Genomic DNA, 20,965 nt, shown 5'->3' with positions numbered 1-20,965 from the left:
GTAGACGTGAGGCATGGTGTCGCTAGAATGCCGGCAATTCACAAGGAGTGTTGTCCATGAGCCTTACTGCCGTCGCCATTCTCGTCGCCCTGTTTCTACTCGCCGCCTGGGGCGTGGTTCTCTACAACGGACTGGTGCGCCTCAAGCACGGCGTGAGCAAGGCCTGGTCGAACATCGATGTGTTGCTCAAGCAGCGTCATGACGAGTTGCCCAAGCTGGTGGAGACCTGCAAGCAGTACATGCAGCACGAGCGCACGACGCTGGAGCGGGTTGTCGCGGCACGCAGCGCCGTGGCCAGTGCTCGCGAGCAGCATGATGTGGGCGCCCTGGGCAAGGCCGAGAGCAGCTTGCGTGCCGGCCTAGGCCAGCTGTTTGCCCTGGCCGAGAACTACCCCGACCTCAAGGCCAATGACAGCTTCCAGCATCTGCAGCAGCGCATCTCCGGGCTGGAAAACGCCATTGCAGATCGCCGCGAGCTGTACAACGAGGCGGTCAATCTGAACAACGTGCGCATCGAGCAGTTCCCCGATGTGATCCTGGCGCGGATGTTCGCCTTCAAGGAGGCCGAACTGCTGCAGTTCAGTGAGGAAGAGAAAGCCGACGTCGATCTCAAGTCGCTGTTCAACTGAGATGGATGTCGGTGGTCTGGCCATCAGCATGGCCTTCAGCCTCGGAGCATGCGCCGGTGGTGGCTGGTGGTGCATCAAGCGTCTGTCCGAAGCTCGCTTCCTGCTCAATACGCCGACCTCGAAGATCCGCTCCGCAGCCCAGGGCTATGTCGAACTCTACGGTGTATTGCACGCGCTGGACGAGGGCGAGGTGCGGGCGCCGCTGAGTGGTAACTCGTGCCTGTGGTGGCGTTTCAAGGTCGAGGAGTACAGCGAGGAGGGCAAGCGCCGCTCCTGGCGCGTACTCGAGAGTGGCACCAGTGAGGCCTGGCTGCGCCTGCGCGATGCCACCGGCGAGTGCCTGGTCAATCCGCGAGGCGCGGAGGTGCGGACGGTCGTCCGCGAGGTCTGGTACGGCAGCGAGCGGCGGCCAATGGGCAACCCCAACGGGCCGAGCCTAGGGTTGGTCGGTATGTTGATCGGCGGCAATGGCCACTACCGCTATACAGAGGAGCGTTTGCAGGTTGGACAGCCGCTCTATGCCATCGGCGACTTCCGCACCATGGGTGGCGCCGAGGTGTTCGATCTGGCACTGGCGCAAGGCGCCGTGGTGCGGGAGTGGAAAAGTGACTTTGCCGGCATGCTGCAGCGCTTCGATGCCAATGGCGATGGTCAGTTGGACCCGGCCGAATGGGAGCGTATGCGGGAGTCGGCGAGGGCCGAGGCTCAGCGCCGGCACGCCAGTCGCGGCGAGGTGCCGGTGCACCACCAGCTGCGCAGACCGGGGGAGTCCTATCCGTTCATCCTCTCCAATCATGGCGAGGATGAAATGGCCCGGGGCTTCTACTGGCAGGCGGCTGGTGGTGCGCTGTTCTGTCTGATCGGCGCCCTGGCCACTGCCTGGCTGGTTGGCAATGTATTGCTGCCGGGGCTGGCGGGCGCCTGACGTTCACTTGCCCTGTTTGTGGACGCCCTTGGGTAGTTGCACGACCTTGCTTTCCGAATAGATGTCGTGCCAGCTGCGCTTCTCCTTGTCCCAGAGGGCCCAGAAGAAGCCTAGGCCGACGAAGAGCCACGAGCCGATGGCGATCACGAAGCGCAGCAGAGCCTGCCACAGGCTGATGGCCGAGCCGTCGGTATTCTGGATGCGCAGACCCCAGGCCTGCATACCGAGGGTCTGGCCATTGTGCGTCCAGAACTTGGCGAAGAAACCGAACAGACTGAGCAGCACCAGGCTGGCCAGCATGGGGTCGTTGTCCAAGGCACCAGCTTCTGACATTTCCAGCAGGCGTTCGCTGCCATATATCAGCCGCAACAGGCCTTGTTGGTAGATCAGTCCGACCACCATGATCATTGCGACGCACAACAGGAAGTCATAGAACATCGCCGCAAAGCGACGGATCAGGCCGGCGACGGGAAAGTCACCCTCGGGGCGCAGTATGTGCTTGGGCATGGATGGCTCGGAGCAGGGGAAGACCGCGCGGATTGTACGGTCAGAAAACGTTAGGCTCAAAAAGAGGGAGCTTGCTGGCGCATCCAGGCAGCGAGAATCGCCAGATATAAAAAAGCCCCTGATGTTGCCATCAGGGGCTCTTCGTAGCTGCAGCGATTAGGCCAGAACCTGGACCTTGTCAGCTTGCATGCCTTTCTGGCCTTGCACGGCTTCGAAAGTAACTTTCTGGCCTTCTTTCAGGCTGCGGAAGCCGCTACCTTCGATAGCGCGGAAGTGCACGAACAGATCCGGACCGCTCTCGGGGGTGATGAAGCCGAAGCCCTTCTCGTCGTTGAACCATTTGACGGTGCCGGTTTGACGATTCGACATTGTCTTATTTCCTTGAAACTAGAGTTGATGACAGCCTCCCGGCATATGGCGCGAGAGGGCTGGAACTGGTTGCAGAGAGTAAGAGAAGTCGAGCGGGATGTAGCGGATCTAGGATCTACTGCACCAGGTCACGATTCAAGGCGACCCAAGCAAACACAGTTGACCCACTCTAGCTAACTCAAATGAATTTGCCAACCCCCCTGAAACAGCTGATTCCAGAGGCTTTGCAGGCAATTTGAGGGGGGAGGAAAATATCGTGGTGCCCCGGGAGAGACTCGAACTCTCACTCCTTTCGAAAACGGATTTTGAATCCGCCGCGTCTACCGATTCCGCCACCGAGGCACGATGGGCGCGCAGTATAGGGAGACGCCGGGAGGCGGTCAATTGGGTCGCCGTTCTGCCATCTGAGCTTACAAATTCCTCGACCGCTACCGATAAGTCCGGTAAATCAAGATGTTAGGCTTTTATATCGATTTTCAGGGCGGCTATAGAGCGCCGTTGGGGGCGGTTTACGCAGGGGAGGGACGCCGCGATGCATGCCATCAGTTTCATCCAGGATCTGGCCGTGATCATGCTGGTCGCCGGCGTGGTGACCATTCTCTTCCATCGCATGCGCCAGCCTGTAGTGCTCGGATACATTCTCGCGGGCTTCATCATTGGTCCGCATACACCGCCCTTCGGCCTGATCCATGAGGAAGAGACGATCAAGATTCTCGCCGAGCTCGGTGTGATCTTCCTGATGTTCTTCCTGGGTCTCGAATTCAGCCTGCGCAAGCTGTTCAACGTCGGCTCAACGGCCTTTATCGCGGCGTCGCTGGAAATCGGCCTGATGCTCTGGATCGGCTACGAGATTGGCAGCTTCTTCGGTTGGAGCAAAATGGATTCGCTGTTCCTTGGCGGCATCCTGGCGATTTCCTCGACCACCATCATCATCAAGGCACTCAGCGATCTGAAGCTGAAGAACGAGCGCTTCGCCCAGCTCATCTTCGGCGTGTTGATCGTCGAAGATATCCTCGGTATCGGCATCATCGCCCTGTTGTCCGGTATCGCGGTGACTGGCTCGGTGGAGACCGGCGAAGTGTTTGCCACCGTCGGCAAGCTGTCGCTGTTCATGATCGTGGCGTTGGTCATCGGTATCCTGCTGGTGCCGCGCCTGCTCGCCTATGTGGCTCGCTTCGAAAGCAACGAGATGCTGCTGGTGACCGTGCTGGGCCTGTGCTTCGGCTTCTGCCTGCTAGTGGTCAAGCTCGAGTACAGCATGGTTCTGGGCGCCTTCCTGATCGGTGCGATCATGGCAGAGTCGCGCCAGTTGCCGCAGATCGAGCGACTGGTCGAGCCGGTGCGTGACATGTTCAGCGCCATTTTCTTCGTTGCCATCGGCCTGTTGATCGATCCGAACGTTCTCGTCGAGTACGCGTTGCCGATTCTGGTGATCACCATCGCAGTGATCGTAGGCAAGGTCATTTCCTGCAGTTTAGGAGCTTTCATCGCGGGCAACGACGGTCGCACTTCCTTGCGCGTGGGCATGGGCTTGTCCCAGATCGGCGAGTTCTCCTTCATCATCGCTGCGCTGGGCATGACTCTGCAGGTCACCAGCGACTTCCTCTATCCGGTGGCGGTTGCCGTGTCGGCCATCACCACCTTGACCACGCCCTACCTGATTCGCGCCGCGGACCCTTTCTCCAACACGCTGGCGCGGCTGATGCCGGAGCGCATCGCGCGTATTTTCAATCTCTATGGTGACTGGCTGCGCAGCATCCAGCCCCAGGGGCAAAACGTCATGCTGATAGGCATGATCCGGCGCATCCTGTTGCAAGTGGGCGTCAACATCGCTCTGGTGGTGGCCTTCTTCCTTGGTGCCCGCTACTTTGCCGCGACGTTGGAGGGATACCTGGCGCCATGGGTCGAGGGAGAGAACGTCCAGCGCTCCCTGGTGTGGGGTGGTGCGCTGCTGGTGTCGCTGCCGTTCCTAGTCGCCGCCTATCGCAAGCTGAAGGCGCTGGCCATGTTGCTTGCCGAGTTGGCAGTGCGCCCGGAGAAGGCCGGTCGACACACGGTGCGGGTGCGCAAGGTTATCGCTGAGCTGATCCCGCTGTTCTCCCTGATAGTGATCATGCTGTTGCTGATGGCGCTGTCAGCCAGCATCCTGCCGACCGTCGAGGCGCTGGTGGTCATCGGCTTGGTGGCGGTCGGTGCGATTGCTTTGCTGTGGCGCTGGCTGATCCGGTTGCATTCACGGATGCAGATTGCTCTGCTGGAGACTCTGGAGCAGGACAAGCACCCGCATTAGGGGTTGGGGTATGTGCTGGGCTGGAAGGTGGATATGCCGGTCCGGCGCCCTGCCGTCGGCCGGTGCGTGGCTCGCACGCGCGCTTTCCGGTAAGCTCTGCGCCCCCTGCGAGACTGACCCCATGCGTGTTGCCGACTTCCATTTCGACCTACCCGACGACTTGATCGCGCGCCATCCACTGGCCGAGCGCAGCTCCAGCCGCCTGCTGGTGCTGGACGGCGAGAGTGGTACGCTGGCCCATCGGCAGTTCGCCGACCTGCTTGGATACCTGCGTCCTGGCGACCTGATGGTGTTCAACGACACCCGGGTAATCCCGGCGCGCCTATTCGGCCAGAAGGCCTCCGGCGGCAAGCTGGAGATCCTGGTCGAACGTGTGCTGGACAGCCATCGCGTGCTGGCCCACGTGCGTTCGAGCAAGTCGCCCAAGCCGGGCTCGCTGATCCATATAGAAGGTGGCGGCGAGGCCGAGATGGTCGCCCGTCATGACGCGCTGTTCGAGCTGCGTTTCGCCGAAGAAGTGCTGCCGCTGCTGGATCGGGTCGGCCATATGCCGCTGCCGCCCTACATCGACCGCGCCGACGAGGCTGCCGACCGCGAGCGCTACCAGACCGTTTACTCTGATCGCGACAAGGCCGGTGCCGTTGCCGCGCCGACCGCCGGGCTGCACTTCGACGACGCGTTGCTGGCGGCGATCCGTGAGAAAGGCATCGAGACCGTCTTCGTCACCCTGCATGTGGGTGCTGGCACCTTCCAGCCGGTGCGGGTCGAGCGCATCGAAGATCACCACATGCACCGCGAGTGGCTGCAGGTCGGCCAGGACGTGGTTGACGCCGTTGCCGCCTGCCGTACCCGTGGCGGGCGAGTGATCGCCGTCGGCACCACCAGCGTGCGTTCGCTGGAGAGCGCCGCCCGCGATGGCGAGCTGAAGGCTTTCAGTGGCGACACCGATATCTTTCTCTACCCGGGCAAGCGTTTCCATGTGGTCGATGCCCTGGTCACCAACTTCCACCTGCCGGAGTCGACCCTGCTGATGCTGGTCTCGGCCTTTGCCGGTTACCCGCAGACCATGGCCGCCTATGCCGCGGCCGTGGAGCAGCAGTACCGCTTCTTCAGCTACGGTGATGCCATGTTCATCACCCGCAATCCCGACCCGCGCGGTCCCGAGGAGACCCCATGAGCCATATGTCCTTCGAGCTGCTGACCACCGACGGCCGTGCCCGTCGCGGCCGCCTGACCTTCCCTCGTGGCGTGGTGGAGACCCCGGCCTTCATGCCGGTGGGTACCTACGGCACGGTCAAGGGCATGCTGCCGCGCGATGTCGGCGACATCGGTGCACAGATCATCCTCGGCAACACCTTCCACCTGTGGCTGCGCCCGGGCACCGAGGTGATCAAAAAGCACGGCGACCTGCACGACTTCATGCAGTGGCAGGGGCCGATCCTTACCGACTCCGGCGGCTTCCAGGTGTTCAGCCTGGGCGCCATGCGCAAAATCAAGGAGGAGGGCGTGTACTTCTCCTCGCCGGTGGACGGCGCCAAGGTGTTCATGGGCCCCGAAGAGTCGATGCAGGTCCAGCGCGACCTGGGTTCGGACATCGTGATGATCTTCGACGAATGCACGCCGTACCCGGCCGACTTCGATGTGGCCAAGCGCTCCATGGAGCTGTCGCTGCGCTGGGCCAGGCGCTCGAAGAACGCCCACGAGGGCAACCCCTCGGCACTGTTCGGCATCGTCCAGGGCGGCATGCACGAAGAGCTGCGCATGCGCTCGCTGGAAGGTCTGTGCGAGATCGGCTTCGACGGCCTGGCTATCGGCGGTCTGTCGGTCGGCGAGCCGAAGGAAGAGATGATCCGCGTGCTGGACTTCCTGCCACCACAGCTGCCGGCCGACAAGCCGCGCTACCTGATGGGCGTGGGCAAGCCGGAGGACCTGGTCGAAGGCGTGCGCCGCGGTGTGGACATGTTCGACTGCGTAATGCCGACGCGCAACGCGCGCAACGGCCATCTGTTCACCGACAGCGGCGTGATCAAGATCCGCAACGCCATGCACAAGCTCGACGACTCACCGCTGGATCCGGCTTGTGACTGCTACACCTGCAAGCACTTCTCCCGTGCTTACCTCCACCATCTGGACAAGTGCGGCGAAATGCTGGGAAGCATGCTGAATACCATCCACAACTTGCGTCATTACCAGCGTCTGATGGCTGGTTTGCGCGAGGCAATTCAACAGGGTACATTGGCCGCCTTTGTCGATGCCTTCTACGCCCGGCGCGGCCTGCCAACGCCGCCACTGGAGCCCTGACAGTGGCCGGGCGGTTGAAATCCACCGCTTCGCCTCCATCTATGCGCGATGGCCGACAACAGCCGGCCAACCAGATAACAACAGTTTCAAGACCTCGAAATAGGAGTTTTCCATGAGCTTTCTGATTCCCGCCGCCTATGCCGATGCCGCCGCGCCGGCCGCTGCCGCCGGCCCCGCCGGTACCGGCTTCGAGTGGGTGTTCCTGATCGGCTTCCTGGTCATCTTCTATCTGATGATCTGGCGTCCCCAGGCCAAGCGCGCCAAGGAGCACAAGAATCTGCTCGGCGGCCTGCAGAAGGGCGACGAGGTCGTGACCAGCGGCGGCATTGTCGGCAAGGTCACCAAGGTTACCGATGACTTTGTGGTGGTCGAGATTGCCGACAACGTCGAGCTGAAGTTCCAGAAGCAGGCCATCGCGGCAACTCTGCCAAAGGGCACTCTGAAGTCCATCTAACGATTCATTTTCAGTCATAACGGGGCGCTTCAGGCGCCCCGTGTCATAACGGGCGGCGTCATGCTCAATAAATACCCTTTGTGGAAGTACCTGCTGATCATGGCCGTTCTGGTCATCGGCTTAATCTATTCCGCGCCCAATCTGTACCCGGATGATCCGGCCATTCAGATCAGTGGTGCCAGCTCCGCCCTCGAGATCGGCCAGGCTGATCTCGAGCGTGTTAGCAAGGCGCTTGACGAGGCTGGCATCCAGGTCAAGGCGACAAGCCTGACCGGGCAGGGCAAGGGCGGCCTGATCCGCCTGTTCAAGCTCGGGGATCAACTGCCGGCCAAGGAGCTGGTGCGCCGCGCGCTCGGTGACGACTATGTGGTTGCTCTGAACCTGGCTCCGACTACTCCGCAGTGGCTGCGTAGTCTGGGCGCAGGCCCGATGAAGCTGGGTCTCGACCTGTCCGGTGGTGTGCACTTCCTGCTGGAAGTGGACATGGACAAGGCCATGGATGCCCGCCTCAAGGTCTACGAGAGCGAGATCAAGAGCCTGCTACGCAAGGAGCGGATACGTTACCGCAGCCTGCCGCAGCAAGACGGCGCCATCCAGCTTGGTTTCTCGGAGAGCGACTCGCTGGACAAGGCGCGTGCGCTGATCACCAAGAACTTCAACGATTTCGACATGACGGCCGTGGATCGCAACGGCCTGTCCGTCTTGCGCCTGCCGCTCTCGGAAGCCAAGCGCAGCGAGATTCGCGAATACTCCATCAAGCAGAACCTCACAACCGTCCGCAATCGGGTTAACGAACTGGGCGTGGCCGAGCCTCTGGTGCAGCGCCAGGGCGCCAACCGCATCGTGGTCGAGCTGCCAGGCGTGCAGGATACTGCCGAGGCCAAGCGTATCCTCGGCAAGACCGCCAACCTGGAATTCCGCCTGCAGGCCGAGCCGGATGCTGCTCGTGCCTCCACCGAGCCCTTCGAGTTCCGTGAGTCCGGTCGCCCGGCCGTAGCCCTGGAGCGCAGCCTGATCATCACTGGTGATCAGGTCACCGATGCCCAGGCCAGCTATGACGAGAATGGTCGACCGCAGGTGAACATCCGTCTCGATGGCCACGGCGGCGAGCTGATGAACCGCGCAACCCGCAATAACGTGGGTCGCAGCATGGCGGTGATCTTCATCGAGCAGAAGCCGGTGACCCACTACGTCAAGCAGATGATTGACGGCGTCGAGAAGGAAGTGGCGGTCTCCACCTTCAAGGAAGAGAAGAAGATCATCAGTCTGGCGACCATCCAGTCGGCGCTGGGTAGTCAGTTCCGCATCACCGGTCTGGACGGCAAGGGCGAATCCTCCGAGCTGGCCCTGCTGCTCCGTGCGGGCGGCCTGGCTGCGCCGATGTACTTCGCCGAGGAACGCACCATCGGCCCGAGCTTGGGTGCCGAGAACATCGCCAAGGGCATCGACTCCACTTGGTGGGCGCTGGTCTTCGTGTCGATCTTCGTGATCCTGATCTACAAGTTCTTCGGTGTGCTGGCAACCGTTGCGCTGGCCTTCAACCTGGTGTTGCTGGTCGGTCTGATGTCGGTGATCGGCGCGACGCTTACGTTGCCGGGCATCGCCGGTATCGTGCTGACGCTGGGCATGGCGGTTGACGCCAACGTGCTGATCTACTCGCGCATACGCGAGGAGCTCAACAACGGCATGGCGGTGCAGCGGGCCATTCATGAGGGCTTCGATCGTGCGTACTCCGCCATTATCGACAGTAACCTCACCACGCTCCTGGTGGGTGGCATCCTGTTTGCCCTAGGCACTGGTCCGGTCAAGGGGTTTGCGGTCACCATGTCGCTGGGCATCCTGACCTCGATGTTCACCGCGATCATGTTCACCCGCGGCATGGTCAACCTGATTTTCGGTGGCCGTAACTTCAAGAAGCTGTGGATCTGAGGACAGGCCATGATCAAGAAAACCATTCGTTTCATGGCGATCCGCAATATTGCGTTCGCCATTACTGTCCTGTTGACCCTCATCGGCTTTGGCGCCCTGTTTTCCAAAGGTCTGAACTTTGGTCTGGACTTCACCGGCGGTACGCTGATCGAGCTGCAGTACGAGAAGCCTGCCGACCTCGAGGCCATCAAGCGCGAGCTTGGTCAGGCGGGATATGCCGACGCTGTCGTGCAGAGTTTCGGCGCGACCACGGATGTGCTGGTGCGTTTGGCTGGTGATGACCCGCAACTCGGTCGGCAGGTAGCGGATGCGCTGCAAAAGATCGATCCGGATAGTCAGTTCGAGTTGAAGCGTGTCGAGTTCGTTGGGCCTCAGGTGGGTGAGGAGCTGCGTGATCAGGGTGGCCTGGCCATGCTGCTGGCGCTTGCTGGCATCCTGCTCTACCTCGCCTTCCGCTTTCAGTGGAAGTTCGGGGTCGGTGCGGTTGCGTCTCTGTTCCACGATACGGTGCTGACACTGGGTATCCTGGCATTCTTCCAGATACCGTTCGATCTCACTGTCCTGGCTGCCGTGCTGGCAATGGTCGGTTACTCGCTGAACGATACGATCATCATCTATGACCGTATCCGGGAGAACTTCCGTGTTTTGCGCAAGGCTGACCTGATCGAGAACATCGATGTTTCGGTCACCCAGACTCTGCTGCGTACCATTGCCACTTCGTTCTCGACTGCGCTGGCGCTGATCGCGCTGCTGGTATTCGGCGGTGATACTCTGGCCAACTTCGCGCTTACTCTGCTGGTAGGTGTGGTGGTGGGGACGTACTCTTCCGTATACATCGGTGCGACCGTGCTGGTATGGCTCAAGCTGACCAGCGAGGATCTGATCCCGCCGGTTGCCAGCGAAGAGGTTGATGAGCGTCCCTGAGCTCCATGTGTGTTGGTGAAAGAAGCCCGGCTATGCCGGGCTTTGTTTTTGGGGTGTGCGCTTCATCGCAGTCCTCGGCAGATCGCAGGCGGAGCGGGAACTCGTTCATCTCGCTTCGATCCAAGGCAGGGAGTAGGGCGAGAACGCCTGGCAACCGAAGTGTGTGGAGGACCCCATGAACAAGTCGATGATCGTAGGTGCGGTGCTGGGTGCGGTGGGTGTCACTGCCGGTGGCGCGGTGGCTACCTATAGCCTGGTGGGCGGCCCCCAGTACGCCGAGGTGCTGGCAGTGCAGCCGGTAAATGAAACCATCAAGACTCCCCGTGAGGTATGCAAGGACGTGGCAGTGACTCGGCAGCGTCCGGTGAAGGATCAGCATCAGATTGCAGGGACTGCGATTGGTGCGGTGGTTGGTGGCCTGCTGGGCAACCAGGTGGGCGGCGGTAATGGCAAGAAGATCGCCACTGTTGCTGGTGCTGTCGGCGGTGGCTATGCGGGCAATAAGGTGCAGGAGGGCATGCAGTCGCGTGATACCTATACCACTACCGAAACCCGCTGCAGCACGGTGACGGATACCAGCGAGAAACTGGTTGGTTATGACGTGAAATATCAGCTTGACGGCAAGATTGGCCAGGTGCGTATGGATCGTGATCCAGGCAGCCAGATCCCGGTCAATAAGCAGGGGCAGCTGGTGTTGGTGCAGCAGGCCCAGACTGCTCAGTAGGGCTAGATGAAATAAAAAAGCCGCCCTGGGGCGGCTTTTTTATTGGCAGGAATCAGCGTTTCATCGATGGGGCAAGGTGCGGCTGGATGGCAGTCAGCACGGCCTTGAAGCACTTGGTGTTGCCGGCCACGACTTGGCCCTTCTCAAGGAATTCGTGACCGCCGTTGAAGTCACTGATCAGTCCGCCCGCTTCCTGGATCAGCAGGGCGCCGGCAGCCATGTCCCATTCAGATAGGCCAAATTCCCAGAATGCGTCGTAGCGACCGGAAGCGACGTAGGCCAGGTCCAGGCTGGCTGCGCCAGCGCGGCGGATGCCGGCGGTCTGGCCAACCAGGCTGCGGAACATGCCCAGATAGTTGTCCAGATTGTCGATTTGCTCGTTACGGAACGGGAAGCCGGTGCCCAGCAGTGCACCGTCCAGGCTCTTGCGGTTGCTGACGCGAATGCGGCGGCCATTGACGGCTGCACCACGGCCGCGGCTGGCGGTGAACTCTTCCTGGCGAACTGGATCCAGCACAACGGCATGCTCCAGGCGGCCGCGATATTTGCAGGCGATGCTTACTGCGAAGTGAGGGACGCCGCGCAGGAAGTTGGTGGTGCCATCCAGCGGATCGATGATCCATTGGTAGTCGGTACCTTCGCCGGTGCCGACGATGCTGCCGCTTTCTTCACCAAGGAAGCCGTGGTTCGGGTAGGCCTTCTGCAGTGCCTGAATGATGGTCTGCTCGGCGGCACGATCGACTTCGCTGACGTAGTCGTTGGCATCCTTCTCGTTGACCGAGATGACGTCCAGGCGTTCGACGGAGCGGATGATCAGTTCGCCGGCACTGCGCGCAGCGCGCAGCGCGATATTCAGCATGGGCTGCATGGAAGGTTCACCTGGGTCGTTAAAGAAGAAAGCCGAACATTCTAGCAGACTAGCTTTTTCTATGCAGCCGGCTCGTCGCTGTGCATGGCGTTAGGCTGGGGCCTTCTGTAACATTCATGACCCTTTCGCGTCCTTGGCGGAGTCGGCATTGCTGCAGAACATTCGCGTGGTCCTGGTCAATACCAGTCATCCTGGCAATATCGGTGGCGCCGCAAGGGCCATGAAGAACATGGGCCTGTCGCGTCTGGTGCTGGTCGACCCAGAAGACTTTCCCAGTAGCGAGGCTGTGGCGCGAGCCTCCGGTGCTACCGATATTCTTGACGGCGCCATAGTGGTCGGGACGCTTGAGGAGGCGTTGGTAGGCTGCAATGTGGCGCTTGGCACTAGCGCACGTGATCGGCGCATTCCTTGGCCGCTGCTTGATCCCCGAGAGTGTGCGACTACTGCTCTGCAGCAGGTTGAGCTGGGCGGTGAGGTGGCGCTGGTGTTCGGTCGCGAGTATGCCGGTCTGACTAATGACGAACTGCAGCGCTGTCAGTTCCATGTGCATATTCCATCCAATCCTGAGTTCAGTTCGCTGAACCTGGCGGCTGCCGTGCAGGTGTTGGCTTACGAAGTGCGCATGGCCTGGTTGGCGGCCGAAGGGCAGCCGACGAAGATGAGCAAGCTGGAAACCACGGCGATGCTCAATACCCAGCCGGTGACCACGGACGAGCTGGAGCTGTTCTACGGCCACCTGGAGGGTGTGCTGGTGGAGATCGGCTTCCTTGATCCGGCCAGTCCGCGTCACCTGATGTCTCGTCTTCGTCGCCTGTATGGCCGTTCGGGCATCAGTAAGCTGGAAATGAATATCCTGCGTGGCGTCCTCACCGAAACCCAGAAGGCGGTGCGCGGAGAGTCTCACAAGCGGAGAAAAGACGATGTTTGAGCGTGTGCGCGAAGATATCCAGAGCGTTTTCCATCGCGATCCAGCGGCGCGCAACGCCTTTGAAGTGGTGACCTGCTACCCGGGTTTGCATGCTGTGTGGTTGCACCGCATTGCCCATGCCTTGTGGGCGAATGGTTGGAAGTGGCTGGCGCGGGTTGTTTCCAATTTCGGGCGCTGGATGACGGGTATAGAAATTCATCCTGGGGCAAAGATCGGGCGTCGTTTCTTCATTGATCATGGCATGGGTATCGTTATCGGCGAGACCGCCGAGATTGGCAGCGATGTCACGCTCTACCAAGGCGTAACCCTAGGGGGGACCAGTTGGAACAAGGGCAAGCGCCACCCGACGCTGGAGGATGGTGTGGTGGTTGGTGCGGGCGCCAAAGTGCTCGGGCCGTTCACGGTCGGCGCTGGTGCCAAGGTTGGCTCCAATGCCGTGGTCACCAAGGCGGTGCCAGCAGGCGCGACTGTGGTCGGCATTCCGGGGCGGATCATTGTCAAGAACGATGACGAGCAGGAAGCCAAGCGTCAGGCTATTGCGGAGAAGCTCGGTTTCGATGCCTACGGTGTCGGTCAGGACATGCCTGATCCGGTGGCGCGCGCCATTGGCCAGCTACTCGATCATTTGCATGCGGTGGATGGGCGGCTGGAGGGTATGTGCTCTGCGCTCAAGGAGTTGGGGAGCGATTACTGCGCCAAAGACCTACCGACGCTGCGTGATGAGGACTTTGCCGATGTCTGCAAGGAGCAGGGCGACAAGCCTGCTGCCTGACGACGCGTAGTCTGCTATCATTCGCGCCCCGCAGAGCCTCTATACCTGACTATTTTAATCGGTCTTATAGTTGACCTAAATAGTAGGAAAAGAGGATACTTGCGGCAACTCAGTTAATCCGTGGTGCGAAAACCATGCGTCTGACCACCAAAGGCCGCTATGCCGTCACAGCCATGCTTGATCTGGCGTTGCATGCCCAGAGCGGGCCCGTGTCACTGGCGGATATCTCTGAGCGTCAGGGTATCTCCCTGTCTTATCTGGAACAGCTGTTCGCCAAGTTGCGCCGTGGCAACTTGGTGAGTAGCGTGCGTGGCCCGGGTGGCGGTTATCAGTTGTCGCGTGATATGCGCGTGATCCAGGTCGCCCAGGTGATCGATGCGGTGAACGAATCGGTCGACGCCACACGTTGCCAAGGGATGGGCGATTGCCATTCCGGTGACACCTGTCTGACCCATCATCTGTGGTGCGACCTCAGTCAGCAGATTCATGAATTCCTCAGCGGCATCAGCTTGGCTGATCTGGTGACTCGGCGCGAAGTGCAGGAAGTCGCGCAGCGCCAGGATCAGCGCCGCAACGGCAGGACGCCGCAGCTGGACAAGATCGAAGCGTCCGCCATTGAGTGAGCAGGGCGCCTGCCTGATATAGGAGATACCTGATGAGATTGCCGATTTACCTCGATTACTCCGCCACCACTCCGGTCGATCCGCGCGTGGCGCAGAAGATGAGCGAGTGCCTGCTGGTGGATGGCAACTTTGGCAATCCGGCGTCGCGCTCCCACGTCTTTGGCTGGAAGGCCGAAGAGGCGGTTGAGAACGCTCGTCGCCAGGTGGCCGAGCTGGTCAATGCCGATCCGCGCGAAATCGTCTGGACCTCCGGTGCCACTGAGTCCGACAACCTGGCCATCAAGGGTGTCGCGCACTTCTACAGCACCAAGGGCAAGCACATTATCACCTCGAAGATCGAGCACAAGGCGGTGCTGGATACGGCGCGCCAGCTTGAGCGCGAAGGCTTCGAAGTGACCTACATCGAGCCGGGCGAAGATGGCCTGGTAACGCCGGCCATGATCGAGGCGGCGCTGCGCGAGGACACCATTCTGGTGTCGATCATGCACGTCAACAACGAGATCGGTACCGTCAACGACATCGCTGCCATCGGCGAGCTGACTCGCTCCCGCGGCGTGCTGTTCCATGTCGATGCAGCGCAGTCCACCGGCAAGGTGGAAATCGACCTGGAGAAGCTGAAGGTCGACCTGATGTCCTTCTCCGCTCACAAGACTTATGGCCCGAAAGGCGTCGGCGCGCTGTACGTGCGCCGCAAGCCGCGCGTGCGCCTGGAGGCCCAGACCCACGGTGGCGGCCACGAGCGTGGCATGCGCTCCGGCACCCTGGCCACGCACCAGTGCGTCGGCATGGGTGAGGCCTTCCGTATCGCCAAGGAAGAGATGGCGCAGGAAAACCAGCGCGTGCTGGCGCTGCGTGATCGCTTCTACAAACAGCTCGAAGGCATGGAAGAGCTGTATGTCAACGGCAGCCTGACCCAGCGCGTGCCGCACAACCTGAACCTCAGCTTCAACTACGTCGAAGGCGAGTCGCTGATCATGGCGCTCAAGGACCTGGCGGTCTCCTCCGGTTCCGCCTGTACCTCGGCCTCGCTGGAGCCTTCCTACGTGCTGCGTGCTCTGGGGCGCAACGACGAGTTGGCGCACAGTTCGATCCGCTTCACCTTCGGTCGCTTCACCACCGAGGAAGAAGTCGATTACGCGGCCAGCAAGGTGGCCGATGCGGTGAACAAGCTGCGTGATCTTTCACCGCTGTGGGACATGTTCAAAGAAGGTGTCGACATCTCCAAGGTCGAATGGCAGGCACATTGATTTTCGAGTCGCCTGTAGAGCGGCACCTGATGAGAGAGGATTTGCAACATGGCATACAGTGAAAAGGTCATTGACCATTACGAAAACCCGCGCAACGTCGGCAAGATGGACGCCGAGGATCCGAATGTCGGTACCGGCATGGTCGGCGCTCCAGCGTGCGGCGACGTGATGCGTCTGCAGATCAAGGTCAACGAGCAGGGCGTGATCGAGGACGCCAAGTTCAAGACCTACGGCTGCGGTTCGGCCATCGCCTCCAGCTCCCTCGCTACCGAGTGGATGAAGGGCAAGACCCTGGACGAGGCCGAGTCGATCAAGAACACCCAGCTGGCCGAAGAACTAGCCCTGCCGCCGGTGAAGATTCACTGCTCCGTGCTCGCCGAAGACGCCATCAAGGCTGCCGTGCACGACTACAAGCAGAAGAAAGGTCTGCTCTGATCCCTGAGGAGTCGCTATGGCCATCACCATGACTGAATCCGCCGCTCGCCACGTGCAACGCTCCATCGACGGGCGCGGCAAGGGCGAGGGCATTCGCCTGGGCGTGCGCACCACCGGCTGCTCGGGCCTGGCCTATGTGCTGGAGTTCGTCGATGAAGTCGCTGCCGAAGATCAGGTGTTCGAAAGCTTCGGTGTGAAAGTGATCATCGATCCGAAGAGCCTGGCCTATATCGACGGCACCGAGCTGGACTTCGTCCGCGAAGGCCTCAACGAAGGCTTCAAGTTCAACAACCCCAACGTACGTGGCGAATGCGGCTGCGGCGAGAGCTTCAACGTCTGAGGCTGGTTGTGGGTAGTCCCTGTCATTTTGCCCTGTTCGCCCTGCAGCCTGATTTTCGCGTGGATCAGGCGCAGCTGTCTGCGCGCTACCGCGAGCTGGCCAAGGCTGTACATCCGGATCGCTTTGCCGATTCTGGCGAGCGCGAGCAGCGCCTGGCGCTGGAGCAGTCGGCACGTCTCAACGAGGCTTACCAGACCCTAAAGAGCGCGCCGCGACGTGCGCTCTACCTGCTGGCGCTGGGCGGTCGCGAGTTGCCGCTGGAAGTGACGGTGCAGGATCCCGAATTCCTGCTCCAGCAGATGCGCTGGCGCGAAGAGCTGGAAGATCTGCAGGACAGTGCTGATCTGGCTGGCGTAGCGGTCTTCAAGAAGCGTCTGAAAACGGCTCAGGATGAGCTGGATCAAGGTTTTTCTGCCTGCTGGAGCGATGCTGCAAGACGCGAAGAGGCCGAGCGCCTGGTCCGTCGCATGCAGTTCCTCGACAAGCTGGCCCACGAAGTGCGCGATCTGGAAGAGCGCCTCGACGACTAACCCGGCGCAGCCCGCGCTGCGCGCCTGATACCTAGAGCACCATGGCCCTACTGCAGATCGCCGAGCCCGGGCAGAGCCCGCAACCCCACCAGCGCCGCCTGGCGGTGGGTATCGACCTGGGTACTACCAATTCGCTGGTCGCTGCCGTGCGCAGCGGCTTGTCCGAGCCGCTGGCCGATGCCGAGGGACGGGTGATCCTGCCGTCCGCGGTGCGTTATCACGGCGATCGCGTCGAGGTGGGGGTTGCCGCTAAGGCTGCCGCTGCCTTGGATCCGCTGAATACCGTTTTGTCGGTCAAGCGCCTGATGGGGCGGGGCGTTGCGGACATCAAGCAGCTTGGTGATCAGCTCCCCTATCGTTTCGCCGAGGGCGAGTCGCACATGCCGTTCATCGAGACGGTGCAGGGTGCTAAGAGCCCGGTGGAAGTGTCGGCGGAGATTCTCCGTGCCCTGCGCGAGCGTGCAGAGGCGGCGCTAGGTGGTGAGCTGGTCGGTGCGGTAATCACGGTGCCGGCCTATTTCGACGATGCCCAGCGCCAGGCCACCAAGGATGCGGCGCGCCTGGCCAATCTCAGCGTGTTGCGCCTGCTCAATGAGCCGACCGCCGCCGCCGTAGCCTACGGCCTGGACAAAGGTACCGAAGGTGTCGTGGCCATCTATGACCTGGGTGGCGGTACCTTCGATATTTCCGTACTGCGCCTGACTCGTGGCGTGTTCGAGGTGCTGGCCACTGGTGGCGACAGCGCTTTGGGTGGTGATGACTTCGATCATGCCATCGCCGGCTGGATCATCGAACAAGCGGATCTGTCCCATGATCTCGATCCAGCTACCCAGCGCCGTCTGCTGCAGGCGGCCTGCGCGGCTAAGGAAGCACTGACCGATACTGATAGTGTGTCAGTGGTTCACGATGACTGGTCCGGCGAGCTGAGTCGGGTGCAGTTCCAGGCGCTGATCGAGCCGATGGTTGCCCGAAGCCTCAAGGCCTGTCGCCGCGCCGTGCGCGATGCTGGCATCGAGATCGAGGAAGTCGAGGCGGTGGTCATGGTCGGTGGCTCGACCCGTGTGCCGCGCGTGCGCGAGGCAGTGGGCGAGTTGTTCGGTCGCGCGCCGCTGACCGATATCGATCCGGATCAGGTGGTGGCCATCGGTGCCGCGATCCAGGCCGATACTCTGGCCGGCAACCAGCGTGGCAATGGCGAGGAGCTGTTGCTGCTCGACGTGATTCCGCTGTCCCTGGGACTAGAGACCATGGGCGGCCTGATGGAGAAAGTCATTCCGCGCAACACCACTATCCCGGTGGCGCGGGCTCAGGATTTCACCACCTACAAGGATGGTCAGACGGCTATGGCTATTCAAGTGCTGCAGGGCGAGCGCGAGCTGGTCAAGGACTGCCGCTCCCTGGCGCGCTTCGAGCTGCGTGGCATTCCGCCGATGGTTGCCGGGGCGGCGAAGATCCGCGTGACCTTTCAGGTCGACGCTGACGGCCTGCTCAGTGTCGCCGCGCGTGAGCTGGGTTCGGGTGTCGAGGCGAGTATTCAGGTCAAGCCGTCCTACGGTCTGACCGATGGCGAGATCGCTCGCATGCTACAGGACTCCTTCCACAATGCCGGTGGCGACAAGGATGCGCGCGCCTTGCGCGAGCAACAGGTTGATGCCGAGCGTCTGCTTGAGGCTGTGCAGTCGGCACTGGATGTCGATGGCGAGCGTCTGCTTAACGAAGAAGAGCGAATGGTCATCCTGGCGAGCATGGATGAGTTGCGTGAGCTGCTGTCGACTGCCGATGTGGCGGTTCTCGAGCGGCAGATCAAGCGCCTGTCGCAGATTACCGATGCCTTTGCCGCGCGCCGGATGGATTCGACGGTGAAAGCCGCTCTGGCGGGGCGCAATCTGAATGAAATCGAGGATAACTGATGCCACAGGTCATTTTTCTGCCGCACGAGAAGTTCTGCCCTGATGGCATGGTCGTAGAAGCCGAGCCCGGCACCTCCATTCTCGATCTGGCCCATGAACACCACATCGAGATGGAAAGCGCCTGTGGCGGTGTCTGCGCCTGCACCACCTGCCATTGCATTGTTCGCGAGGGTTTCGATTCGCTGGAGGAGGCTGATGAGCTGGAGGAAGACTTCCTCGACCGGGCCTGGGGCTTGGAGCCGCAGTCGCGCCTGGCCTGTCAGGCGATCGTCGGGACTGAAGACCTGACCGTCGAGATTCCGAAGTACTCGCTCAACCATGCTGCTGAAGCGCCGCACTGATTCAAGGAGCTGTCATGAGTCTGAAATGGGCTGACGTACTGGATATCGCCATCGAACTGGCCGACAGCAAGCCGGATATTGATCCGCGCTACGTCAATTTCGTCGACCTGCACAATTGGGTGGTGGCCCTGCCGGATTTCGCCGACGATCCGCAGCGTGGCGGTGAGAAGGTGCTGGAGGCCATTCAGGCGGCCTGGATTGAAGAGCTCGACTGAGCCGCACCGCTTCAGGGCGCGGCCCTACGCATTTCCCCCTAACCCGCGTATAATTCGCGGGTTTAATTTTTCGCTTTAACTCTTTGGAGCTTCACATGGCCGTTCAACGTACTTTCTCCATCATCAAGCCTGACGCCGTTGCCAAGAACGTCGTTGGCGAAATCACCACCCGTTTCGAGAAGGCCGGCCTGCGCGTCGTCGCTTCCAAGATGGTTCAGCTGTCCGAGCGCGAGGCCGCTGGCTTCTACGCCGAGCACAGCGAGCGCGGCTTCTTCAAGGATTTGGTTGCCTTCATGACTTCCGGTCCGGTTATCGTTCAGGTTCTGGAAGGCGAAGACGCCGTTCTGAAAAACCGTGAACTGATGGGCGCCACCAACCCGAAAGAAGCTGCTGCCGGCACCATCCGTGCTGACTTCGCCGTTTCCATCGACGAGAACGCCGTACACGGTTCCGACTCCGAGGCTTCCGCCGCTCGCGAAATCGCGTACTTCTTCGCCGCCACCGAGGTGTGCGCTCGCATTCGCTAAGCGCGAACAGGCGAGGGTGAATCCATGACTGATGTTGCCAAGACCAACCTGCTGGGGCTGACCCAGAGAGAAATGGAAAGCTTCTTCGATCGCATCGGAGAAAAGCGCTTCCGTGCCGGTCAGGTCATGAAATGGATTCACCACTTTGGTGTCGAGGATTTCGACGCCATGAGCAATCTCGGCAAGGCTCTGCGCGAAAAGCTCAGTGCCTGCGCCGAGATTCGCGGTCCCGAGATCGTCAGCCAGGACATCTCCAGCGATGGCACCCGCAAGTGGGTGGTGCGCGTGGCGTCCGGCAGTTGCGTCGAGACCGTGTATATCCCGCAAGGCGGCCGGGGCACTCTCTGTGTCTCATCCCAGGCGGGCTGCGCGCTGGATTGCAGTTTCTGCTCCACCGGCAAGCAGGGCTTCAACAGCGACCTGACTGCCGCGGAAATCATCGGCCAGGTGTGGATTGCCAATAAGTCCTTCGGCACCGTACCGGCCAAGATCGATCGTGCCATCACCAACGTGGTGATGATGGGCATGGGCGAGCCCCTGCTGAATTTCGACAATGTCGTACCGGCCATGCAGATCATGATGGATGACCTCGGCTACGGCATTTCCAAGCGCAAGGTGACCCTGTCCACCTCTGGCGTGGTGCCCATGATCGACAAGCTGGCGACCGTCACCGACGTGTCCCTGGCCCTGTCGCTGCATGCACCGAACGACGAGCTGCGCAACCAACTGGTGCCGCTCAACAAGAAATACCCGCTGGAAGTATTGCTGGCGTCCTGTCGCCGCTACATCGAAGGTCTGGGCGAGAAGCGCTTCCTGACCGTCGAGTACACCTTGCTCAAGGACATCAACGACCAGCCGGAACATGCTGCGCAGATGATCGCACTTCTCAAGGATTTCCCTTGCAAGATCAATCTGATTCCGTTTAATCCCTTCCCCCACTCCGGTTACGAACGGCCGAGCAACAATGCTATTCGTCGCTTTCAGGATCTGCTGCACAAGGCTGGCTTCAACGTCACCGTGCGTACTACTCGTGGCGACGACATCGATGCCGCCTGCGGGCAACTGGTCGGCCAGGTGCAGGATCGCACTCGTCGCAGTGAGCGCTACATCGCCGTACGTCAGCTGGGTAGCGAGGCTGTAGAACCTCGAAATACCGCCAATCGAAATTGAAGGGGGA

Annotated in this window: 24 protein-coding genes and 1 tRNA gene; 21 read left to right on the top strand and 4 right to left on the bottom strand. The window is 61.0% G+C overall.

The window, feature by feature from the left end; all coding sequences use genetic code 11:
* The first annotated feature begins 56 nt into the window (after nucleotides 1-56).
* Nucleotides 57-629: a LemA family protein gene (locus IB234_RS13415; RefSeq protein WP_192318406.1), complete on the top strand. Its 573-nt coding sequence runs from the start codon at nucleotides 57-59 to the stop codon at nucleotides 627-629.
* A gap of 28 nt (nucleotides 630-657) precedes the next feature.
* Nucleotides 658-1,554 carry a GIDE domain-containing protein gene (locus tag IB234_RS13410; protein WP_225580569.1) on the top strand — a complete coding sequence of 299 codons (897 nt, stop codon included), beginning with the start codon at nucleotides 658-660 and terminating at the stop codon, nucleotides 1,552-1,554.
* A gap of 3 nt (nucleotides 1,555-1,557) precedes the next feature.
* Here the strand turns inward: IB234_RS13410 and IB234_RS13405 are convergent, their stop codons facing one another.
* From IB234_RS13405 to IB234_RS13395, 3 genes are all read right to left on the bottom strand, one after another.
* Entirely contained in the window at nucleotides 1,558-2,061 is a 504-nt protein-coding gene (locus tag IB234_RS13405; protein WP_192318404.1) for an RDD family protein, read from the bottom strand.
* A gap of 156 nt (nucleotides 2,062-2,217) precedes the next feature.
* Nucleotides 2,218-2,430, bottom strand: coding sequence for a cold-shock protein (locus IB234_RS13400; RefSeq protein ID WP_044406025.1), 213 nt, complete (start codon nucleotides 2,428-2,430; stop codon nucleotides 2,218-2,220).
* Between the two features lie 257 nt (nucleotides 2,431-2,687).
* Nucleotides 2,688-2,772 (bottom strand) — tRNA-Leu (locus IB234_RS13395).
* Nucleotides 2,773-2,962: 190 nt separating this feature from the next.
* Between IB234_RS13395 and IB234_RS13390 the strand changes: the two genes are divergently transcribed.
* The 7 genes from IB234_RS13390 to IB234_RS13360 all read left to right on the top strand — a co-directional run bounded on the left by IB234_RS13390 (nucleotide 2,963) and on the right by IB234_RS13360 (nucleotide 11,052).
* A complete protein-coding gene (locus IB234_RS13390) occupies nucleotides 2,963-4,720 on the top strand; it encodes a cation:proton antiporter (RefSeq protein WP_192318402.1) in 1,758 nt (585 codons plus the stop codon).
* A gap of 121 nt (nucleotides 4,721-4,841) precedes the next feature.
* Nucleotides 4,842-5,897 (top strand): tRNA preQ1(34) S-adenosylmethionine ribosyltransferase-isomerase QueA, encoded by a 1,056-nt coding sequence (queA, locus tag IB234_RS13385; RefSeq protein ID WP_192318400.1) that lies wholly within the window; start codon nucleotides 4,842-4,844, stop codon nucleotides 5,895-5,897.
* Nucleotides 5,898-5,902: 5 nt separating this feature from the next.
* The gene (tgt, locus tag IB234_RS13380; RefSeq protein ID WP_192319091.1) at nucleotides 5,903-7,021 is read left to right on the top strand and encodes a tRNA guanosine(34) transglycosylase Tgt; all 1,119 of its coding nucleotides are present in this window, start codon (nucleotides 5,903-5,905) and stop codon (nucleotides 7,019-7,021) included.
* A 112-nt stretch (nucleotides 7,022-7,133) separates the two neighbouring features.
* Nucleotides 7,134-7,475: a preprotein translocase subunit YajC gene (yajC, locus tag IB234_RS13375; RefSeq protein ID WP_043308714.1), complete on the top strand. Its 342-nt coding sequence runs from the start codon at nucleotides 7,134-7,136 to the stop codon at nucleotides 7,473-7,475.
* Nucleotides 7,476-7,535: 60 nt separating this feature from the next.
* The gene (gene secD / locus IB234_RS13370; protein ID WP_192318398.1) at nucleotides 7,536-9,404 is read left to right on the top strand and encodes a protein translocase subunit SecD; all 1,869 of its coding nucleotides are present in this window, start codon (nucleotides 7,536-7,538) and stop codon (nucleotides 9,402-9,404) included.
* Between the two features lie 9 nt (nucleotides 9,405-9,413).
* Nucleotides 9,414-10,328 (top strand): protein translocase subunit SecF, encoded by a 915-nt coding sequence (gene secF / locus IB234_RS13365; protein WP_192318396.1) that lies wholly within the window; start codon nucleotides 9,414-9,416, stop codon nucleotides 10,326-10,328.
* A gap of 175 nt (nucleotides 10,329-10,503) precedes the next feature.
* The gene (locus IB234_RS13360; protein ID WP_192318394.1) at nucleotides 10,504-11,052 is read left to right on the top strand and encodes a glycine zipper 2TM domain-containing protein; all 549 of its coding nucleotides are present in this window, start codon (nucleotides 10,504-10,506) and stop codon (nucleotides 11,050-11,052) included.
* Nucleotides 11,053-11,104: 52 nt separating this feature from the next.
* Here the strand turns inward: IB234_RS13360 and suhB are convergent, their stop codons facing one another.
* Nucleotides 11,105-11,920: an inositol-phosphate phosphatase gene (gene suhB / locus IB234_RS13355; RefSeq protein WP_192318390.1), complete on the bottom strand. Its 816-nt coding sequence runs from the start codon at nucleotides 11,918-11,920 to the stop codon at nucleotides 11,105-11,107.
* A gap of 148 nt (nucleotides 11,921-12,068) precedes the next feature.
* On the opposite strand from suhB, the gene trmJ reads away from it, so the two are divergent.
* The 12 genes from trmJ to rlmN all read left to right on the top strand — a co-directional run bounded on the left by trmJ (nucleotide 12,069) and on the right by rlmN (nucleotide 20,958).
* On the top strand, nucleotides 12,069-12,848 hold the full coding sequence (gene trmJ, locus IB234_RS13350) for a tRNA (cytosine(32)/uridine(32)-2'-O)-methyltransferase TrmJ (RefSeq protein ID WP_192318388.1): 780 nt from the start codon (nucleotides 12,069-12,071) through the stop codon (nucleotides 12,846-12,848).
* Nucleotides 12,841-13,620, top strand: coding sequence for a serine O-acetyltransferase (gene cysE / locus IB234_RS13345; protein ID WP_192318386.1), 780 nt, complete (start codon nucleotides 12,841-12,843; stop codon nucleotides 13,618-13,620). Before trmJ ends, cysE begins: the two co-directional genes overlap by 8 nt.
* A 134-nt stretch (nucleotides 13,621-13,754) precedes the next feature.
* Nucleotides 13,755-14,243 (top strand): Fe-S cluster assembly transcriptional regulator IscR, encoded by a 489-nt coding sequence (gene iscR, locus IB234_RS13340; protein ID WP_192318383.1) that lies wholly within the window; start codon nucleotides 13,755-13,757, stop codon nucleotides 14,241-14,243.
* 32 nt (nucleotides 14,244-14,275) lie between these two features.
* Entirely contained in the window at nucleotides 14,276-15,490 is a 1,215-nt protein-coding gene (locus IB234_RS13335) for an IscS subfamily cysteine desulfurase (RefSeq protein ID WP_192318381.1), read from the top strand.
* Nucleotides 15,491-15,538: 48 nt separating this feature from the next.
* The gene (iscU, locus tag IB234_RS13330; protein ID WP_137971085.1) at nucleotides 15,539-15,925 is read left to right on the top strand and encodes a Fe-S cluster assembly scaffold IscU; all 387 of its coding nucleotides are present in this window, start codon (nucleotides 15,539-15,541) and stop codon (nucleotides 15,923-15,925) included.
* Nucleotides 15,926-15,941: 16 nt separating this feature from the next.
* Nucleotides 15,942-16,265 (top strand): iron-sulfur cluster assembly protein IscA, encoded by a 324-nt coding sequence (iscA, locus tag IB234_RS13325; RefSeq protein WP_192318379.1) that lies wholly within the window; start codon nucleotides 15,942-15,944, stop codon nucleotides 16,263-16,265.
* A gap of 8 nt (nucleotides 16,266-16,273) precedes the next feature.
* Nucleotides 16,274-16,795, top strand: a complete 522-nt coding sequence (gene hscB, locus IB234_RS13320; protein WP_192318377.1) for a co-chaperone HscB — start codon at nucleotides 16,274-16,276, stop codon at nucleotides 16,793-16,795.
* 41 nt (nucleotides 16,796-16,836) lie between these two features.
* The gene (hscA, locus tag IB234_RS13315) at nucleotides 16,837-18,705 is read left to right on the top strand and encodes a Fe-S protein assembly chaperone HscA (protein ID WP_192318375.1); all 1,869 of its coding nucleotides are present in this window, start codon (nucleotides 16,837-16,839) and stop codon (nucleotides 18,703-18,705) included.
* Entirely contained in the window at nucleotides 18,705-19,046 is a 342-nt protein-coding gene (gene fdx, locus IB234_RS13310; RefSeq protein ID WP_192318373.1) for an ISC system 2Fe-2S type ferredoxin, read from the top strand. The genes hscA and fdx overlap by 1 nt, the downstream gene beginning before the upstream one ends.
* Before the next feature lie 14 nt (nucleotides 19,047-19,060).
* Nucleotides 19,061-19,261, top strand: a complete 201-nt coding sequence (gene iscX / locus IB234_RS13305) for a Fe-S cluster assembly protein IscX (RefSeq protein ID WP_192318371.1) — start codon at nucleotides 19,061-19,063, stop codon at nucleotides 19,259-19,261.
* Nucleotides 19,262-19,356: 95 nt separating this feature from the next.
* Nucleotides 19,357-19,788 (top strand): nucleoside-diphosphate kinase, encoded by a 432-nt coding sequence (ndk, locus tag IB234_RS13300; protein WP_182831880.1) that lies wholly within the window; start codon nucleotides 19,357-19,359, stop codon nucleotides 19,786-19,788.
* A 24-nt stretch (nucleotides 19,789-19,812) separates the two neighbouring features.
* Nucleotides 19,813-20,958, top strand: a complete 1,146-nt coding sequence (gene rlmN / locus IB234_RS13295; RefSeq protein WP_192318368.1) for a 23S rRNA (adenine(2503)-C(2))-methyltransferase RlmN — start codon at nucleotides 19,813-19,815, stop codon at nucleotides 20,956-20,958.
* The last annotated feature ends 7 nt before the right edge of the window (nucleotides 20,959-20,965 follow it).

The sequence above is a fragment of the Pseudomonas sp. PDM16 genome (assembly GCF_014851865.1).
GTDB lineage: Bacteria > Pseudomonadota > Gammaproteobacteria > Pseudomonadales > Pseudomonadaceae > Aquipseudomonas.
The sequence above is the reverse complement of the archived record's forward strand: the minus strand, read 5'-3'. Positions and strand labels throughout refer to the sequence as shown.